The sequence below is a fragment of the Rufibacter immobilis genome, assembly GCF_003721565.1.
In the GTDB taxonomy this organism is placed as follows: Bacteria; Bacteroidota; Bacteroidia; order Cytophagales; family Hymenobacteraceae; genus Nibribacter; species Nibribacter immobilis.
This window is the reverse complement of record NZ_RJJE01000001.1, coordinates 509,328-527,970: the sequence shown is the minus strand read 5'-3', so window position 1 is coordinate 527,970 and position 18,643 is coordinate 509,328. Positions and strand designations below refer to the sequence as shown.

At 49.9% G+C, this 18,643-nt stretch carries 16 protein-coding genes; 11 read left to right on the top strand and 5 right to left on the bottom strand.

Translation table 11 applies throughout. From position 1 onward, the window contains the following. Positions 1-219 precede the first annotated feature (219 nt). The 8 genes from EFA69_RS02210 (at position 220) to EFA69_RS02175 (ending at position 8,889) form a co-directional block, all read left to right on the top strand. Positions 220-1,224, top strand: coding sequence for a 2Fe-2S iron-sulfur cluster-binding protein (locus EFA69_RS02210; RefSeq protein ID WP_123131434.1), 1,005 nt, complete (start codon positions 220-222; stop codon positions 1,222-1,224). Further along, entirely contained in the window at positions 1,224-2,282 is a 1,059-nt protein-coding gene (gene nuoH / locus EFA69_RS02205; protein ID WP_123131433.1) for an NADH-quinone oxidoreductase subunit NuoH, read from the top strand. The genes EFA69_RS02210 and nuoH overlap by 1 nt, the downstream gene beginning before the upstream one ends. A 74-nt stretch (positions 2,283-2,356) precedes the next feature. Then, positions 2,357-2,881 carry a NuoI/complex I 23 kDa subunit family protein gene (locus EFA69_RS02200; protein ID WP_123131432.1) on the top strand — a complete coding sequence of 175 codons (525 nt, stop codon included), beginning with the start codon at positions 2,357-2,359 and terminating at the stop codon, positions 2,879-2,881. Positions 2,882-2,895: 14 nt separating this feature from the next. Next, positions 2,896-3,411 carry an NADH-quinone oxidoreductase subunit J family protein gene (locus EFA69_RS02195; RefSeq protein WP_123131431.1) on the top strand — a complete coding sequence of 172 codons (516 nt, stop codon included), beginning with the start codon at positions 2,896-2,898 and terminating at the stop codon, positions 3,409-3,411. Between the two features lie 257 nt (positions 3,412-3,668). After that, positions 3,669-3,998: an NADH-quinone oxidoreductase subunit NuoK gene (nuoK, locus tag EFA69_RS02190; protein ID WP_123131430.1), complete on the top strand. Its 330-nt coding sequence runs from the start codon at positions 3,669-3,671 to the stop codon at positions 3,996-3,998. Between the two features lie 59 nt (positions 3,999-4,057). Then, complete coding sequence (nuoL, locus tag EFA69_RS02185) at positions 4,058-6,013, top strand: NADH-quinone oxidoreductase subunit L (protein WP_123131429.1); 1,956 nt, start codon at positions 4,058-4,060, stop codon at positions 6,011-6,013. A 13-nt stretch (positions 6,014-6,026) separates the two neighbouring features. Further along, positions 6,027-7,475, top strand: a complete 1,449-nt coding sequence (locus EFA69_RS02180) for a complex I subunit 4 family protein (RefSeq protein WP_123131428.1) — start codon at positions 6,027-6,029, stop codon at positions 7,473-7,475. A gap of 37 nt (positions 7,476-7,512) precedes the next feature. Next, on the top strand, positions 7,513-8,889 hold the full coding sequence (locus tag EFA69_RS02175; RefSeq protein WP_123131427.1) for an NADH-quinone oxidoreductase subunit N: 1,377 nt from the start codon (positions 7,513-7,515) through the stop codon (positions 8,887-8,889). Positions 8,890-9,083: 194 nt separating this feature from the next. On the opposite strand, the gene EFA69_RS02170 is transcribed toward EFA69_RS02175, so the two are convergent. The 4 genes from EFA69_RS02170 to aspS form a co-directional block, all read right to left on the bottom strand. Next, positions 9,084-9,800 carry a LytR/AlgR family response regulator transcription factor gene (locus EFA69_RS02170; RefSeq protein WP_123131426.1) on the bottom strand — a complete coding sequence of 239 codons (717 nt, stop codon included), beginning with the start codon at positions 9,798-9,800 and terminating at the stop codon, positions 9,084-9,086. Further along, positions 9,781-10,839: a sensor histidine kinase gene (locus EFA69_RS02165; RefSeq protein WP_123131425.1), complete on the bottom strand. Its 1,059-nt coding sequence runs from the start codon at positions 10,837-10,839 to the stop codon at positions 9,781-9,783. Before EFA69_RS02165 ends, EFA69_RS02170 begins: the two co-directional genes overlap by 20 nt. 20 nt (positions 10,840-10,859) lie before the next feature. Beyond that, positions 10,860-11,726: an alpha/beta fold hydrolase gene (locus tag EFA69_RS02160; protein ID WP_123131424.1), complete on the bottom strand. Its 867-nt coding sequence runs from the start codon at positions 11,724-11,726 to the stop codon at positions 10,860-10,862. A 634-nt stretch (positions 11,727-12,360) separates the two neighbouring features. Continuing rightward, positions 12,361-14,115: an aspartate--tRNA ligase gene (gene aspS, locus EFA69_RS02155; protein WP_123131423.1), complete on the bottom strand. Its 1,755-nt coding sequence runs from the start codon at positions 14,113-14,115 to the stop codon at positions 12,361-12,363. A 967-nt stretch (positions 14,116-15,082) separates the two neighbouring features. Here aspS and EFA69_RS02150 point away from each other — a divergent pair. The 3 genes from EFA69_RS02150 to EFA69_RS02140 all read left to right on the top strand — a co-directional run bounded on the left by EFA69_RS02150 (position 15,083) and on the right by EFA69_RS02140 (position 17,844). Beyond that, on the top strand, positions 15,083-15,742 hold the full coding sequence (locus EFA69_RS02150; protein ID WP_123131422.1) for a hypothetical protein: 660 nt from the start codon (positions 15,083-15,085) through the stop codon (positions 15,740-15,742). Between the two features lie 1,067 nt (positions 15,743-16,809). Continuing rightward, positions 16,810-17,355, top strand: a complete 546-nt coding sequence (locus EFA69_RS02145; protein WP_183906657.1) for a tetratricopeptide repeat protein — start codon at positions 16,810-16,812, stop codon at positions 17,353-17,355. Between the two features lie 93 nt (positions 17,356-17,448). Then, entirely contained in the window at positions 17,449-17,844 is a 396-nt protein-coding gene (locus EFA69_RS02140) for a hypothetical protein (protein ID WP_123131420.1), read from the top strand. A gap of 113 nt (positions 17,845-17,957) precedes the next feature. Here EFA69_RS02140 and EFA69_RS02135 read toward each other — a convergent pair whose 3' ends face one another. After that, positions 17,958-18,485 (bottom strand): RNA methyltransferase, encoded by a 528-nt coding sequence (locus EFA69_RS02135; protein WP_123131419.1) that lies wholly within the window; start codon positions 18,483-18,485, stop codon positions 17,958-17,960. Positions 18,486-18,643 lie beyond the last annotated feature (158 nt).

Below are 18,643 nucleotides of genomic sequence, written 5' to 3'. Positions count from 1 at the left end.
AAGGGAATTGATGCTCGGGAATGCAGTTATCTGCAGAAGTAATCATCCCCCTACCCCCTTCAAAGGGGGACGAAATGCGTGTAGCTGGTTTTACTAGAAGTAAATAAAGTGCCGTTTAGGGGCTGTTTTTTGAAAAAGAGGCTCTAAACAGAAATACAAGTAATAGTCCTTTGCTGGAGGATGAACAACTATCCATCAGCAAGCAACAATAAACAAAACATGGTAAAGATTACTTTTGATGGCATAGAGGTGGAGGTAGAGGAAGGAACTACCATCCTTAACGCAGCCCGTAAGATTGGCGGCGAGGTGGTGCCCCCGGCCATGTGCTACTATACCCCTTTGAAAGGAAGCGGCGGTAAATGCCGCGCCTGTCTGGTAAAGGTGGCGGCCGGTTCTGCCAAAGATACTCGTCCCATGCCTAAACTGGTGGCTTCCTGCATTACCCCGGTGCAAGACGGTATGGTGGTGGAGAACACTACCAACCCAGACGTACTGGCCGCCCGCAAAGGCGTGGTGGAAATGCTGTTGATCAACCACCCGCTGGATTGCCCTATCTGCGACCAGGCCGGGGAGTGTGATCTGCAGAACTTCGCTTACGAGCACGGTACCTCCGGCACCCGCTACGAAGAAGAGCGCCGCACCTTTGATAAAATTGATATAGGGCCGTTGATTCAGTTGCACATGACGCGCTGTATCCTGTGCTACCGCTGCGTGTACACCGCCGATCAGATTGCTGAGAAACGCGTGCACGGCGTGTTGGGTCGTGGAGACGCCGCCGAGATCGGGACTTACATTGAAAACGTGATTGACAACGAGTTCTCCGGAAACGTGATAGATGTGTGCCCGGTAGGTGCTTTGACAGACAAGACGTTCCGCTTTAAAAACCGCGTGTGGTTTACCAAACCGGTAGACGCCCACCGCGACTGCCCTAAATGTTCCGGTAAAACGGTGCTGTGGATGCGCGGCAACGACGTGCTGCGCGTAACTGCCCGCAAAGACCAGTACAACGAGGTGCAGGAGTTCATCTGCAACGAGTGCCGTTTCGACCACAAAGACCCGAATGATTGGACTATTGAAGGACCCCGTAAAATTGACCGTGGTTCGGTAATTTCCACCAACCACTATGAGTTGCCCGTGTTGAATGTGCCGGTGGTGCCTAATTTACCAGGCTCAACTGAGGAAGATTTGAAAGACACTCCTTTTAACCTAGGAAGACAAGTATAATGGAGCTATCCTTATTATTGATCAAAGCACTCATCATCCTGGCCGTTTTCGGCGTGACGTTGCTGATTGCCACTTATTCTACCTACGCCGAGCGTAAAGTTGCTGCTTTCATCCAGGACCGCGTTGGTCCTAACCGCGCAGGCCCGTTTGGGTTGGCGCAACCCTTGGCCGATGCCGTGAAGTTGTTCTTCAAAGAAGAATTCGTGCCGGCTAATGCAAACAAGTTCCTCTTCATTGCCGGTCCTTCGCTGGCCATGTTAACGGCCTGTATGTCCAGCGCGGTGATTCCGTTTGGCGGTACTTTAATCATTGGCGGTGAAGCTATTCACTTGCAGGCCATTGAGGTGAACATCGGGATTCTGTACGTGTTCGGGATTGTGGCTCTGGGTGTGTACGGCATCATGATTGGGGGCTGGGCTTCCAACAACAAGTTCTCCCTGTTGGGTGCCATTAGAGCGGCCTCGCAGAACATCAGCTATGAGCTGGCCATGGGTATGTCTATCATTGCCCTTTTGCTGGTAACCGGCACTTTGTCAATGCGTGACATCGCGGCACAGCAGGGCGAGGAGCTGTTCGGGATCTCCGGGATGAACTGGAACATCTTCTACCAGCCGCTCGGCTTCCTGATCTTCATTGTCTGCGCCTTCGCGGAGACCAACCGTGTGCCTTTTGACTTACCTGAGTGCGAGACCGAACTTATTGGCGGTTACCACACTGAGTATAGCTCCATGGGCATGGGCTTGTACCTGTTTGCGGAGTACGTGAACATCTTTGTGGCCTCGGCCGTGATGTCTACCCTGTACTTTGGCGGTTATAACTTCCCGTTCATGGATCAGCTAGGTTTGCCGCACAATGTGGTGACCATTTTGGGTACCGTGGTGCTGTTTGGTAAGATCTTCTTTTTCATCTTCTTCTTCATGTGGGTACGCTGGACGCTGCCGCGTTTCCGCTATGACCAGTTGATGAACCTGGGCTGGAAAATCCTGATTCCTTTGTCCATTGCCAATGTGATCTTGACCGGCGGTGCCATTCTGTTAAAGCAGGAGTTTTTCCAGTAAGCGTTAGCTACCAGAGGTAGAGGTTCTTTTTAGCGAAAGGAGAGTCTTTACAGACCTTTAAAGATTTAAATGATATGCAGTCATTAAGTAATAGAGCAAAGAAGCTGGAGAAGAAGCCCATGAACCTGTCGGAGAGAATGTATCTCCCGGCTATTTTCCAAGGCTTGTCTATCACCATGCGTCACTTCTTCAAGAAGAAAGCAACCATTAAGTATCCAGAGGAAACCCGGCCTATGAGTGCGGTGTGGCGCGGCTTGCACGTGCTCAAGCGTGATGAGAAGGGGAGAGAGCGTTGTACCGCCTGCGGTCTTTGCGCCGTGGCTTGTCCCGCCGAGGCGATTACCATGGTAGCCGGCGAACGCAAAAGAGGCGAGGAGAACCTGTACCGCGAGGAGAAATACGCAGTAAGCTACGAAATCAATATGTTGCGCTGCATCTTCTGCGGCCTTTGCGAGGAAGCTTGCCCTAAAGCGGCCATCTTCCTACAGAACGATAAACTGGCCCCGGCCCGCTACGAGCGCGATGAGTTTATCTACGGCAAAGACCGTCTGGTAGAGCCAATGCCCATTGAACTTACATCATCTGCCGCCGCGCGTTAATCACAGACAAAACTATGACGGGTAATTTCTTTTACTTCCTCACTTTCCTGACCCTCTTTGCCGCTATTGGGGTAGTGGCCTCTAAAAACCCGGTGTACAGCGTGTTGTTCATGATCATGACCTTCTTCGCGCTAACCGGGCATTACATTCTGCTCAACGCCCAGTTTCTGGCGGCGGTGAACTTCATTGTCTACATGGGAGCCATCATGGTGTTGTTCCTCTTCGTGATCATGTTCCTGAACATGCGCGAAGACACAGAAAAGCATAAACCCATGCTCAGTAAGTTTGCCGCAGTTATTGCCGGTGGTATTCTATTTGTGGTAATGATTGCCGCTTTGAAAGATGTAGATACCCAATTGGCCAATACCGCCGTGTTTGACTCGCAGATAGGTATGGTAGAAAACCTGGGGAAAGTGCTTTTCAGAGATTACCTGTTACCGTTTGAGCTTGCCTCCGTGCTGTTCCTGGCCGCTATGGCCGGAGCGGTGATGTTAGGTAAGCGCGAGCCCGGCGAACAAAATAGATTTTAAGCTCCTGCAAAGGGGCTGGAAAGGACAGCTTCACTGTTGTCCTTTTTTATTGCCGGTTCCAGAAGGCACGCCTTGTCTACATCCGTTTAGGGGCTCTTTTTTAGAAAACGGCCTCTAAACGCAAAGGCAGTAAAGCTATAAGGAGCCGGGGCACTGGGGAAGAAGGTGCCGTTAGCTATGGTTTTACCAAAAAATGGGAATAACTTTGGGTGCTGTTGCCAGGTGCCTGAGACGCTTATTTCACCAATATATTTATCATGAATGATATTCCTGAGGTCATTAGGACCATCCCGCTGAACTATTACCTGTTTTTCAGCACAGCCCTTTTCTGTATCGGGATTATTGGGGTGCTTACCCGCCGTAACGCCATCATTATTTTCATGTGCATTGAGTTGATGCTCAACTCCGTCAATCTGCTGCTTACGGCTTTTTCCTCGTATCGTTCAGATCCTAACGGGCAAATCTTTGTGTTCTTCATCATGGCGGTGGCTGCCGCCGAGGTAGCCGTGGGCTTGGCCATTATTGTGATGATTTACCGCAATGTGCGCTCCACTGACATCAATATCCTGAACAAACTGAAGTGGTAAGGCGGTTTGCCGCTCTACTAGATTCTATAAAGAATACCGTTCCATTTACGCTTTAACAAATGCAAGAATTTATTTTGCCGGCAAACAACGCTGAGATGACCTGGGTGTGTTTGCTGATTCCGCTCCTGCCGCTGATCGGGTTTCTGATTAACGGACTGGGTAATCGGAAATTGCCGAAAGGGCTGGCGGGACTGGTGGGTTGTGCCACCGTGCTGGGTTCGTTCCTGTTGTCGTTGTACCTGTTCTTCGGGTTTGAAGGCTACGGCAACCGCCCGTACACTACTGACATCTTCAACTGGATCTCGGTAGGTTCCCTCAAGATTCCGTTCTCGTTCCAGATTGACCAGCTGTCGCTCATCATGCTGCTGTTGGTAACCGGGGTAGGATCTGTGATTCATATCTACTCCGCCGGCTACATGAGCCATGACGAGAACTTCGGTAAATTCTTCGCATTCCTGAACCTGTTCGTGTTCTCCATGCTCCTGCTGGTGATGGGCTCCAACTACGTGATGATGTTTGTGGGCTGGGAAGGCGTAGGGCTTTGCTCTTACCTGCTCATTGGGTTCTGGAACAAAGTGACCCCGTACAACAACGCTGCCAAGAAGGCCTTTATCATCAACCGCATTGGGGACTTAGGTTTCCTGCTGGGAATATTCTTAATATTTATCACCTACGGTAGCGTGAGCTACGGTGAGGTCTTCAACCAAGCCACTCAACTGAGCGAGGTGAATGATGGGGTAGTAATTGCCATTACGCTCCTGCTGTTTGTGGGAGCCATGGGTAAATCTGCCCAGTTGCCGCTATATACCTGGTTACCAGATGCCATGGCCGGTCCAACTCCGGTTTCTGCCCTCATTCACGCGGCTACCATGGTAACGGCCGGTATTTATATGGTGATCCGTTCCAACGTGTTGTACACCTTGGCTCCAGATACGCTGGAAGTTGTAGCTATTGTTGGCCTGGCCACCGCCTTGTTTGCCGCTACCATTGGTCTTTTCCAGAACGACATCAAAAAAGTATTGGCTTATTCTACCGTGAGCCAGTTAGGGTATATGTTCCTGGCGCTGGGCGTGATGGCCTATTCGTCTTCGCTGTTCCACGTTCTCACGCACGCTTTCTTTAAAGCGCTTCTTTTCTTGGGGGCTGGTAGCGTGATTCACGCCATGAGCGGCGAGCAGGATTTGCGCAAAATGGGTGGTCTGAAGAAAGCATTGCCTGTTACCTTCCTGACCTTCCTGATCGGGACACTGGCTATCTCCGGAATTCCGCCGTTTGCCGGTTTCTTCTCTAAAGACGAGTTGCTGGCGCACGTGTTCATGCACAGCAAAGTGATGTGGGCCTTCGGTCTGCTGACTTCTTTCATGACGGCGTTCTACATGTTCCGTCTGCTGTACCTGGCTTTCTACGGAAACTTCAGAGGCACAGAGGAGCAGCGCCACCATCTGCACGAGTCTCCGGCCGTCATGACCATTCCTTTAATTATCCTGGCCATACTTTCTACCATTGGCGGGTTCATGGGATTACCAGCAGTCTTCAGCGAGAACCATATGCTGGGCAACTTCCTTTCGCCGGTATATGAGTTGGCCAGAAGAGCCGTGCCAAGTGCCTTTGAAGCCCACCACCTGTCACATGAGACAGAGTATATCCTCATGGCGGTTTCAGTGGCGGTGGCAGTAGTGGCCATCATATTGGCTTACGTGATTTACGGTAAGAAAAGAACTGTTCCCGCCGAGGAAGGGGCTGCCTTGTCACCGTTGCACAAACTGGTGTACAACAAATATTACGTGGACGAACTCTACAACGCCCTGTTTGTAAAACCTGTGATGGGCTTGTCTACCGGCTTGTATCGCTTTGTAGAGAAAGGCATCATTGACCCAATTGTGAATGGGTTTGGGAAGGTGACTTTAGGCGGAGGACGCACCCTGCGCTTTGTGCAGAGCGGTGCTACCGGGTCTTACCTGCTCCTGATGGTGCTGGGCATCGCGTTAATCTTATTGCTGAACTTTATTATCTGATACCACCAACCACATGTTAACCGCTTTATTAATCTTATGGCCGGCACTGGCCGCACTGCTGGTACTGTTGGTAAAAGGACAGGGAGCCAAGAAAGTCGCGTTTGGCGCGGCCTTGGTGGAACTGGTGCTGGGAGTATGGGCCTGGATCAACTTTGCCCCCAACGCCAGTACCCAATTCCTGCTCAATGAGCCCTGGATTGCCGATGCCGGCATCATGTTCAAAGTAGGCATGGATGGCATCAGCTTACTCATGGTGCTTTTGACCGTGTTCCTGGTGCCCTTGATCATCCTGTCTACGTTTAAGCACAACTACGAGAAACCTTCTTCTTTCTACGCGCTCATTCTGTTCATGCAAACCGGTCTAGTGGGTGTGTTCACGGCGCTAGATGCCTTTGTATTCTACTTCTTCTGGGAAGTAGCCCTCATCCCGATTTACTTTATTGCCGGGATGTGGGGCGGAGAGAACCGGGTACGTGTTACGTTCAAGTTCTTTATCTATACGGTTTTCGGGTCTCTGTTCATGCTGGCCGCATTTGTGTATCTGTACTTCCAGACCCCGGGCGCGCATAGCTCTGAAGAAGTAGCTTTCTATCAATTAATATTGGATGCCGGTACCCAAAGCTGGTTGTTCTGGTTCCTGTTCATTGCCTTTGCGATCAAGATGCCGGTATTCCCCTTCCATACCTGGCAACCTGACACATATTCTGAAGCCCCGGCCGCCGGTACCATGCTCTTGTCTGGTATCATGCTGAAAATGGGTATATACGGAGTGCTACGCTGGTTACTGCCGGTGGTGCCGTTAGGCGTAAGCCAATGGTCTACGGTGGTAATGGTGCTAGCCATCATCGGGATTATCTATGGTGCTATCATTGCCATCCGTCAGCAGGACATGAAGCGTTTGGTGGCATTCTCCTCTGTTTCACACGTGGGGTTGATTGCCGCCGGTTTGTTCACTTTGAACGAGCACGGTTTGCAAGGCGCTATGGTGCAGATGCTGAGCCACGGGGTGAACGTAGTGGGCATGTTCTTCATCATTGACATTATCCAGAGCCGCATTGGTACCCGTGAGATTGCCGCCATGGGCGGAATTACACAGAACACGCCATTCCTATCGGTTTGCTTTCTGGTGCTGTTGCTGGGAACGGTGGCGCTGCCGCTGACCAACGGGTTTGTGGGCGAGTTCCTGCTTCTGATGGGCGTGTACCAGTACAACAACTGGATGGGCGCTATTGCCGGTCTCACCATCATTCTGGGAGCTGTGTACATGTTACGCATGTTCCAGCGCGTGATGTTTGGCGAGCAAAACGACATTACCCGCGGTTTCACCGATCTTACCTTCACAGAGAAAGCGGTGTTGGTGCCGTTGGTCGTGATGGTCTTCTGGATTGGCTTGCACCCTAACACGTTCCTGAGTCTTTCTGAACCATCCGTTTTGAAACTGCTGGACGTGATCAAACGCTAACCTGACGCTATTTTCATACACAGGAAATTACCTGCTCATGACATCCATAATTCTACTCTCCATATTCGGTATCCTGAACCTATTCGTAGGGTTCATGAAATCCAAAAGAGTGCTCATGCCCGTGGTATTGCTGTTCTTGGCAGTGGCACTGGGGGCTACCTTGTTAGACTGGAACCAGCCCAAAAGCTATTTCAGCAACATGCTTTCCACCGACAACTTCTCCGTTGGCTTTACGGCGGTGATGGTGTTGTCCACCTTATTTATTCTGCCTTTCTCCCGCCGGTATGTGATCAATGAGAATGCCAACCTGGCGGAGTACTACTCACTGTTGCTGTTCGCGCTGGTGGGCGGGATCATGATGGTAACATATGAGAACCTGCTGGTCTTGTTCCTGGGCATTGAAATCATGTCTATCAGCATGTACATCATGGCGGGCTCTGACAAACGCAACATCCTGTCTAACGAAGCTTCTATGAAGTACTTCCTCATGGGCTCGTTTTTTACAGGTATTATCTTGTTTGGGGTGGCCTTGTTGTACGGCGCAACCGGTGCTTTCTACCTGACTGATATTGCCGATGCGGCTATCAGAATGGAGCCGGGTACTGCACCTTTGCTGCTGATGGGGTTACTGCTGGTGCTGGTAGGTATTACCTTCAAGATTGGGGCCGCGCCTTTCCACTTCTGGACGCCAGACGTGTATGAAGGTACGCCTACGGTCTTTACCAGCTACATGTCTACCGTAGTGAAAACGGCGGGTATTGCTGCCTTCTACAAGCTCATGTCGGCGGCCTTTGGGGGCGTGTATGATCAGTGGTTCCCAACGGTGGTAGCCATCACCGTACTTACCCTAATCATAGGCAACATTGGGGCGGTGACGCAAACCAGCATGAAACGGATGCTGGCTTATTCAAGCATCTCGCACGCGGGTTACCTCATGATTGCGCTTACCTCTTTCAATGATCGTTCAGAGAACGCCATCCTGTTTTACTCCCTGGCCTACGGCGTAGCGACCATTGCTGCATTTGGGGTTTTAAAATATGTAGCCGATGAACGTGGTTCTGATGAATACACTTCTTTCAATGGTTTAGGGAAGACCAACCCGCTGCTGGCCTTTGCCATGACGGTGGCCATGCTGTCTTTGGCGGGTATTCCGTTAACCGGAGGATTCTTCGGGAAACTGTTCCTGTTCTCAGCGGCGCTGGAGAAAGACCTGCTGTGGCTGATTGTAGTTGCGGTGCTTATGTCTGCTGTTGGTATCTACTACTACTTCAGAGTGATCATTGCTATGTACATGAAAGAACCAGCCGGAGACCGTATCTCTGTTGATCCACTGGCAACCTTTACGTTGATCTCCCTGGTGGTGCTCACGGTGCTGATGGGTGTAATGCCTGGTCTGTTCAGCAACTTGCTGTAAACGTATACTACATCCTATAAAACAGAAGAGGCACCCAAGGGTGCCTCTTCTGTTTTGCGTTTAGGGGCTATTTTTCCAAAATCAGGCTTAAACCAGATGGGCAGCTAGAGTCATGGGTGAGCGGAGGCTCTCTGCTGGTCAGTATATAATTCTGCGTTTAGGGGCTGTTTTTTGAAAAACGGCCCCTAAACGCATTACAGACTCATGAGCTCCTTGAAGATTTGCGTTTGCCTTCGGCTTACTTCCACTTCCTCGCCGCCTCTGAGCTGGATCTTGATGCTGCCGCTGAACCAAGGGTTGATCTGCGCTATGTGGTTCACGTTGATGATCTGCTGGCGGTTGGCCCGGAAGAACACCTTCGGGTCCAGGCGGGTCTCCAGGTAGTTCAGGGACTTCAGGATGCAGGGGCGCTCCTGGTCAAAGTACAGGAACGCGTAGTTGCCGTTAGATTCTATCATGCGCACCTGTCTCAAAGCCACAAACCAGCAACGTTCTCCGTCTTTCACAAACACGCGGTCTTCCTCGCTTAACAGGCTAGGAGCCGAGGCAGGTTTGGTAGTCTCCTGTTTGGCCAGGGCTTTCTCCACGGCTTGGCGCAGGCGACTTTCCTCAATAGGCTTCATGAGGTAATCCAGCGCATTCCGCTCAAAGGCCTTTAAAGCATACTGGTCATAGGCGGTGGTGAAGATGACTTGCGGTGTGTAGTCTAGCGCTGCCAGCAACTCAAAACCGTTTTTCTGGGGCAGGTGAATGTCCAGGAACAGCAAGTCAGGACGGTGCTCTTCTATCAGCGGTATGCCCTCTTCGGCGTTTTCGGCTTCGCCGATGAGTTCCAAGTCCGGAAATTTGGTTAAGAGGTGCTTCAGCTCCAGGCGGGCCAGTCGGGAGTCTTCAATGATGCAGATTCTCATATTCTCTGTAAGGCAGCGTGAGGGTGGCGGTCACAAGGTGTTCTGAGGTTTGGGCTAAGGCAAAGGCTCCTTTCTGTTCCAGGGAGTGGCTCACCCGCTCCAGCAGCCGTTCTATGCCAATACCTTTAGAGGAAGAAGCAGTGGCCAAGGTACCGGTATTCTCTACCTGTACCTGCAAATGCCCGTTCTGCCGGTGCAGGGAAAGATGGATTCTGCCTCCCTCCAATTTGGTCCCAATGCCGTGCTTGATGGCGTTTTCTACCAGGAGCTGTATACCCAACGGCGGAATGGCGGCTTTTTTTGCTTCTGTGTCTACCTGGGCAGAGAATTGCAGCTTGTCCTCAAAATGGATCTTTTCCAGGGCCACGTAGTTGTCTAGAAACTCCAGCTCTTCGGCTACGCTCACCAGATTATTGCGGTTGTAGCCAATCACGTAGCGCATCATCGCGGAAAGCCTGGTGATCATCTCCCGGGCCTTGTTCTGGTCAACCAGCACCAAAGACCGTATATTGTTGAGGCTGTTGAACAGAAAGTGCGGGTTTAGCTGCGACCGAATGGCCTGCAATTCTGCCTCGCGCAAAGACAGCTGGAGTTTGTAGGCCTCTACTTCTTTCTGCTTCCACCGCTGCACGGCCTGAAACGCAAAGTAAAGGGTAGACCAGAAACTCAAAATCACCAGGCCGTTGGCCGAATACATGACTAGGTACCCAAAGCTGTATTCCTGCCAGGTGAACAGGCCAATGCTCAGCATAAACACGCTCACCAGCACTTGGCAGACCATAGACGCCGCCGCATTATACGCTAGCACCAGCAGCACCAATTTCCCGATGGGCAAATCTATCCAACGGTACCGGTGGCTGAAATGCCGTTGCAGATGCGTGAGCACCAGAAAAATACCCGTGCCCACAAACTGTACGCTGTACATGCCTTGCTGCTTTTTAAACCACAGGAAGCTCATCAGGAGCCCAATAAACAGGTAAAAGGTCCAGCCAATTGCTTGGCAGACCCAATACCATTTATGATGACGGGTGGCAGTCATGGAGTTGATTAGGCTGGCGATTATTTCTTCAGGAAAGCGTCCATCTGGGCCAGCATCCAGGCAGGCTCATCATACATGATGAAGTGCCTGGCGGTATCGGCTACTTTGACTTCGGCGGTAGGCAATTTAGCGAATTGCGCTTTATACATATTAGTGGTGATGTCTTTGGTGATCCCAAAATCTTTGTACCCGTACCAGGCACCCAGCACTAAGACAGGGGCTTTAATGGCGGCTATGTCTTGGCGCAAATCAGAGAAGTACATCTCATACATGGCCTGGCTGGTGGTATTGTAATCAGATTTTCTGCCCCATTCAATGATTTTCTTGATGTGCGCAGAATCATTGGCCATGGTCACGCCAAAGCTGGCTTCCTGCTGTTTCTGGGCATCCGGGTTCATCTGTTTCATGGAGTTTCTTATCTGGTCGGCCATGGGCTTAATGCTCTCCGCGGTGGCGGCCGGGTTCTGGACGGCACCTATGTACGGCAAGCCATCTACCACTACCGTCTTCCCAAATAGCTCTGGTGCTTTTACATTCAAGGCCAACGTGAGGTAGCCTCCCAGGCTGTGGCCCACCAGCACCGGTTTCTTGAGCTTGTTCTCCTGCACGTAGGCAATGATTTCATCCCGCACGCTGTTCAGGAAATGCTCTGTTTTCACCGCGGGCTGGCCCGCAAAACCGGGTAGCGTGAGTACGTAGCAGGTGTAGTTTTTCTGGTAATGCTTCACGGTTTCATCCCAAACCTCGCCGGCCGAGTTCAAGCCCGGAATGAAGATCATGGCAGGGCCTTTGCCGGTTTTCACTACATTGAAAGAAGGTGCTTTGGCCTGTGCGCTCCACACGAGGCATACCAGCAGAAGAAGGAGGGAAGTAACTTTTGTTTTCATGGCGGTAGAATGATTAAAGGTTTGTGCGATTGATTGACCCAAAGGTGCAGCCTAAAGCCTCGCCAGCGAAGCAAAATATGATGAGCGGTAATTGCAAAGGGTGAACGGTGAAGGGGTTATTTGCTGGTGGTGGCTGTTGGAAAGGGGAAGTCGGACTGTTCCGTTTTCGGGCTGTTTTGGGAAAAGTAGGCCAAAAACGGCTTTTGCCACAGACGCTCGCAGGACCTCCGGAGGCTACGAGGTCAGCACTTGATTTTCTGGTTTCAAAGAACCTGCCCATTTCTCTATACACTTATATATTCCACGCTGCCCCTATGTTCCACGCTGTCGCGAGACTAAAGTCTCGTGACACGGGATGATGCGAGTCTCCAGACTCGCCAGGAACCATCAGCAACACGTAAAATGGAGTCTGGAGATTCCACAAATCCATCGGCACGAGTCTACAGACTCGCGCCAGTTTCTTCTACTATTCATGTCCAAAAGACCTCGGATCGTCCTGAGGACCTGCGAGCGTCTCTGTGCCGTTTTACGTTTTTGGCCTACTTTTCACAAAACAGGCCAAAAACGCAAAACGGGCGAGATCTCCCAGACCTCACCCGTTTTGAACTAAGAACGAACAACTAATAACGAATAACTATCCGCGTAATCTCACGTCAATCTGCAGTTCATCTAACTGCGCTTGCACGATAGGGGAAGGAGCATCAATCATGACATCACGGCCCGAGTTGTTTTTTGGGAACGCAATGAAGTCGCGGATAGAATCTGCCCCGCCAAAGAGCGAGCACAGACGGTCAAACCCGAAGGCGATACCCCCGTGCGGAGGCGCACCGTACTCAAAGGCATCCAGCAGGAACCCGAACTGCGCCTGCGCTTCCTCGGGCGTGAAGCCCAACAGGTTAAACATGCGGCTTTGCACGCCCCGGTCATGGATCCGGATGGAGCCACCACCCACTTCCACACCGTTGATCACCATGTCATAGGCATTGGCACGCACGGCGCCGGGGTTGGTGTCAATCAGGTCCATGTCCTCGGGCTTGGGCGAGGTGAACGGGTGGTGCATGGCGTGGTAGCGGTTGCTATCCTCGTCCCACTCCAGGAGCGGGAAGTCCAGTACCCATAGGGTGGAGAACGTGTCTTTGTCACGCAGGCCTAAACGACTGCCCATCTCCAGACGCAGTTCATTTAAAGCTTTACGGGTTTTATCGGCGAAGCCGGCTAAGATCAGCAGTAAGTCACCGGGCTTCGCGTCAAAAGCCTGGGCCCATTGCGCTAAATCTTCTGGAGAGTAGAATTTGTCAACGCTTGATTTCACGCTGCCGTCTTCCTGCACGCGAGCATACACCAAACCGGTGGCTCCAACTTGCGGACGCTTTACAAAATCAGTCAGCTCATCCAGTTGCTTGCGGGTGAAATGGGCGCTGCCGCTGGCGTTAATGCCCACCACTAGCTCGGCATCATCAAACACTTTGAAACCTTTGTTCTTTACCAGGTCATTCAGCTCCACAAATTGCATGGCAAAACGGGTGTCTGGTTTGTCTGAGCCGTAGAGGCGCATGGCATCAGCGTAGGTCATGCGCGGGAAATCTCCCAATTCAATGCCTTTCACGGTCTTGAACAGGTGCTTCACTAAACCTTCAAAGGTGTTCAGGATGTCTTCCTGCGTCACGAAAGACATCTCGCAGTCAATCTGGGTGAACTCGGGCTGACGGTCGGCGCGGAGGTCTTCGTCCCGGAAGCACTTCACAATCTGGAAGTACTTGTCAAAGCCAGACACCATCAAGAGCTGCTTGAACGTTTGCGGTGACTGCGGCAGGGCGTAGAACTCGCCGGGGTTCATGCGGCTGGGCACCACAAAGTCGCGGGCTCCCTCGGGGGTGGATTTAATCAAGACCGGCGTTTCTACCTCAATAAAGCCCTGGCCGTCTAAGTACGCGCGGGTTTGCTGGCCCATGCGGTGGCGCAGCTCCAGGCTTTTGCGCACGGGCGAGCGGCGAAGGTCCAGGTAACGGTACTTCATGCGCAGGTCGTCGCCGCCGTCGGTGTCGTCCTCAATGAGGAAGGGAGGCAGTTTGGCGGGGTTCAGGATTTCCAGCGCAGTTACTTTTATCTCAATGTCGCCGGTGGCGATTTTGTCATTCTTAGAAATACGCTCAATCACGGTGCCGGTGGCTTTTACCACGTACTCGCGGCCCAGCGTGCGGGCGGTGGTCAGAACCGAGGCCTCAGAAACGCCTTCCTCCAGGCTTAGCTGCGTAATGCCGTAGCGGTCGCGCAGGTCAATCCAAAGCATGCCGCCTTTGTCGCGGGATTTCTGTACCCATCCGGTCAGGTTCACTTCCTGACCAACATTCTCCAGGCGTAATTCGCCGCAGGTGTGTGAACGAAGCATTGTGTCTGTTCTTTAGAAACTAAGCTGCAAAGGTAAGGATTGTTTTGGGAGTTGTTGAAATGCGTTTAACGGCTCTTTTTCCAAAATAAGCCCTAAAACAACTAGGGGAGAGAGCAGCACCGAACGCAGTAGATGTATCCTTCTCGGTTAGGGCCGTTTTTTCAAAAAAGAGCCGCTAAACAGAAAGGGCCGGAGCCTTGAAGAAGGACGTGCAGGGCAGAACGCTTTTTTGTGCAGAATTAATATGGAGTCTGGAGAAAGAAGCAATGCCATCACTTCTGCTTTTGAAAGGATGTGGTCTGGGTGCCACGTGCTCCGTGGGGTCTTTGGACGGGAATACGTGTAGGAACTAGCCCCGGCGCAGCTATCATTATCTGCGGTTTTGACTATTGTATAAAAGGAAGGTCTGTGAAAGACGTGGCTTTAGTGCTAGGTGAGAAGCCGTTTGAGTTGAAGAGGCAAAGTAGAGGCAGGTGCCCTTGAGTTCTACTGCTTTCTAATAAGCTATGGATGAAAAGGCCCGAAGAAATAAACTTGAGCCGCTCCTTTGCTAGCAGGAGAGCTATTGGCAAGTGAGCCTTATTTCTTTTGTGTAACTTGGACTAAAGTAAGTTTGTCTTAGGATTATAGAGGGGGTGTAAAAGCTTTTGGCAAGAGATATAAACGGTAGTGTGGCAGCTAAAGACTTAGCAGGAGGAATGAAGATAGAGCAACGGGGAATATTAACATTTTAGTATAATGCCTGCTAATATTTGCACTACTACTGATTTTGTATTTTTTGGTTTTACATGAAATAAAGAACTTGTTATAATCTTCGTAGAATCTCTTTGAAGAATAAAATAGCCTTGGTAAATAGCTTAAGAAATAGAATAGACGCAGTGGCTAGGAATGGTTGCAGAAGCGTTTGAAAACAGCTTAGAAATAGAAGAAACGTCTTAACATACAGAATTTTAACTAAGGAATAGAAATGTTTGGTTTATTGTGGCAGAAATCTTCATCGGCAAAATCTAAAAAGGGGTACGAGACACACTCCTTAACGAAAGAGGAGTATTTCGATAAGACCAATTACCCCCGCACCATAGTAAGTTTGCTGAACATTGTTGCTCCCAAAAAGGGGGTGATCTCTAACACCAGCGCTACCATCAATTTCAGAGGAGTAGAGTTTGGGGCTTCTGTGAAGGAAGCAAGACAAATTTTAGGCAAGCCTAACCTGCATGCGCACAAAGGCATGGAGGTAGATGGACATGAGATTCTGTTCTACAACTCTTCAATTGGTTCTGTACGTGTAACACAGTGTCTCCATTTTATTGATGGTCACTTTATTCTGGGTCAGACCATTATCAGAAGACCTACGCAAGATCAATACAAAGCTTTTGCGGAGAAGGTGCTGGAGAAGTATGATCTGTATGCAGAAGGCATGACACTGGCCGACCTGGAAGCAGAGTTGCCCGTGTGTGACCTAGACCGCAACCGAATTGAGTTGAGCCAGGCGTTCCACTTGACCATCAACTATGTGTCTGGTGATCCGAAGGCCATGCAGGCGCTGGAAAGCATCCGTGACCAAAGAAACAGCAAACGCTCTTCGGCTAAATCGAATTTCCGGGAGCAGGTAGCCAACTTTATATAAGTACATGGTGTAACCAAGATTCTGCCAAACATAAAAAGCCCTGGCTCCCATGGGAGCCAGGGCTTTTTATGTTTAAGGCTTTGTCAGTAGTGGCGCTACAAATGAGTATAGAGTTGTAGGCATGAAGTAAGATTCTCCTATTCCCAAGCATCTGCGGCCTGCTGCTTTCCAACAGTTTCTTTAAAAAATAGCGGAACTCCTGTTAGTTGAGCAGAAAGGTGCCAAGGTATAGCTTCCTCAGGAAGGTAACAGTTAAACTATGCCAGATTTTATGAGTTGTGTTTCATGATGCAGCTTGGTTGAGCTTTCTAATTGCCCATCTCCTGAATCGCGTTTAGCGAGGCTTTTTCTGAAATATGGGCAAAACTGACTAGATCTCCTCCTTCCATAGTTCTCAGACTGAGTGAAGCTAAGGGATTGGCTTTAGTGCCTCAGTTGTGGAAAGGTTGACCAGCGGCAACTTTGGATAGTGCAGGATTGCTTGTGCCTACTTCATTACCTTAATTCTTAGCACCTCCCTCGCTTTGTCATCTGAGTACTCTGTTGCTCAATGGATTCGTTTCTTAGTGCTCAAAAATAAAATCTACTTTGAAAACAGACTGGCTTAGATGAGGATAGTTATAAGTAAGAATAAACCTATTCTGGTTTGACTTATCTAGGGGCAGATTGATAATATTACTTTTTAAGAAGAATTTTAAGCTTAGATAAAGGCAAGTTGTTGTTGGAAGAAGCTTGTAATGAGAAATTATAAGAAAAAGTTAGCTATAAAAACCTTCGTATACAGCCTAAAAACAGGCTTTTTTTTGTTTTAGAAATTTTTTTATATATTTTTTACTACTGCTTCTTGCTTTCGTTCTGATTGTTTTAATATATTTGTCACATTCTTTTAAACAATTGAAATATTTAGCGCTTGTGGAGATCCGCAACAGGGACTACTCACGTTAAAAATTAAAGACATTCATTTTATATTAAAATTAAAAACAAAAAAGATGCAAGTGGCAAGGTTGATTCTAGTTGTATTATGCTTGATAGGTGCCTCTTTGCAAGTGTCTGCTTTCACAGAAGATATGCCATTGGTTTCTGCCTCTAAGCAGAAGATCAAGGAGATGTCTCAGCTCCTGAAGAAAGAGCCTAAAAATGTACAGGCCTACGTAACCCGAGCAGCTGCCAGAATGGAGCTTGGCGATCTGTATGGGGCCATCAAGGACTATTCAGCCGCTGAAGAGCTTTCTCCCGAAGATAAAACGAGTATCCTGATTGGTAGGGGAAACGCCTTTCTGGAAATTGGGGCTTATAAAGAAGCTCTCAAAGACTTTGATGCGGTGCTGGAGAAAGCCTCATCACCGGAAGCACAATATGGAAGAGCCGCCGCCAAATACTTTCTGGACGATCTCTTCGGGGCCATGCGCGATCTGGACGAAGTAGTAACTGAAAAGCCTGAGCATTCCAAAGCGTTGTTCAACCGCGCCATCGTGAAAATGGACCTGAACCAACTGGAAGGCGCCGTGTCAGATTTGAAAGCTTTCCTTGCTTACCATCCAGATCATAAAGACGCCCAAAATGCCTTAGCCAGCGCAAATGACCAGCTGGGGAGACGCTTTGCCAGACGCTAAACCCAAAGAATATACCCTTTCCTGTAGCCCCATATGCTACGCCCTCACCATTATAAACCTTATCTAATCCGAAATTAACAAACTGTCCACATCATGAAAAATTTTACCCTCACCCTCTGTCTTTTATTTGCTCTAGCGGTTAATGCCATGGCGCAAGACACCCCCGCCTTGAACAAAGCGCTGGAGAAAACCTGTAATTCAGTAACTCGCCTCATGGTGCAGTCAATGGGTTTAAACGAGAATGAGTACATTCAATTAAGAGCCCTGAACCAAAAGCGTTTAGCTAAGGCCGCTGAGGTAGCAAAAATGTACAGCAATGACGCCGAGATGCTTGACGCTCGCCTGAAAGAAATTGAAAGCAGCTTTGAGGGTGACCTGTACAAAATCCTGAACACTCGCCAGGCTACTGCGTATGCAGAATTCAAGGCTAAGCCAGAAGGAAATTTCCTGTCTATGGTACAGGAAGTAACCAAAGGCAGCAAGAAATAAGCAGCGTTAAATTCCATATAAAAAGAGTCGGCCCACTCCTCTGAGTGGGCCGACTCTTTTTATACACATTCTGGAATCCAAAAAATAAGGGAGCGCTTGAGCTTGACAATAAGTTACTGCCTTTTGCTCAGGAAATCCCATACCACCACGCCCACCGTCACGCTCACATTGAGGGAGTGTTTGGTCCCAAACTGCGGAATCTCCAGCACACCGGTTGCCTGCTCAATGACTTCCTCTTCCACGCCAAACACCTCATTCCCAAACACGAAGGCATATTTAGCATCTACATGCGGCTTGAAATCAGCTAAAGACGTGCTGTTCTGGGCCTGCTCCACAGCCCATACCTGATAACCCTGTTGCTTTAGTCCTTCCACAGCCTCCAGCGTAGTGGGCACGTGTACCCAATCCACAGATTCTGTGGCGCCCAAGGCAGTTTTGTGGATTTCTTTGTTGGGCGGCGTGCCGGTAATCCCGCACAGATAGATTTTCTCCACGGCAAAGGCATCTCCGGTCCTGAACGCCGAGCCCACGTTGTGCAGGCTCCGCACATTATCCAGCACCAAAACCAACGGATTTTTTTGCTTATTTTTGAAGTCCTCCACCGAGTCACGTTGGAGTTCGTCCATGCTTAACTTACGCATATCTTATTCATTTTCGGCCAGGCCGGATGAGACGCAAAGGTAACACAAAGCAGGGACAGATGCGTTTAGCGCCTGTTTTTCAAAAAAGAGCCGCTAAACGCACACAGGAGAGATCAAAAGAAGTGGGTCTTGCGGAAACAGGAAATAACCCTGAGTCC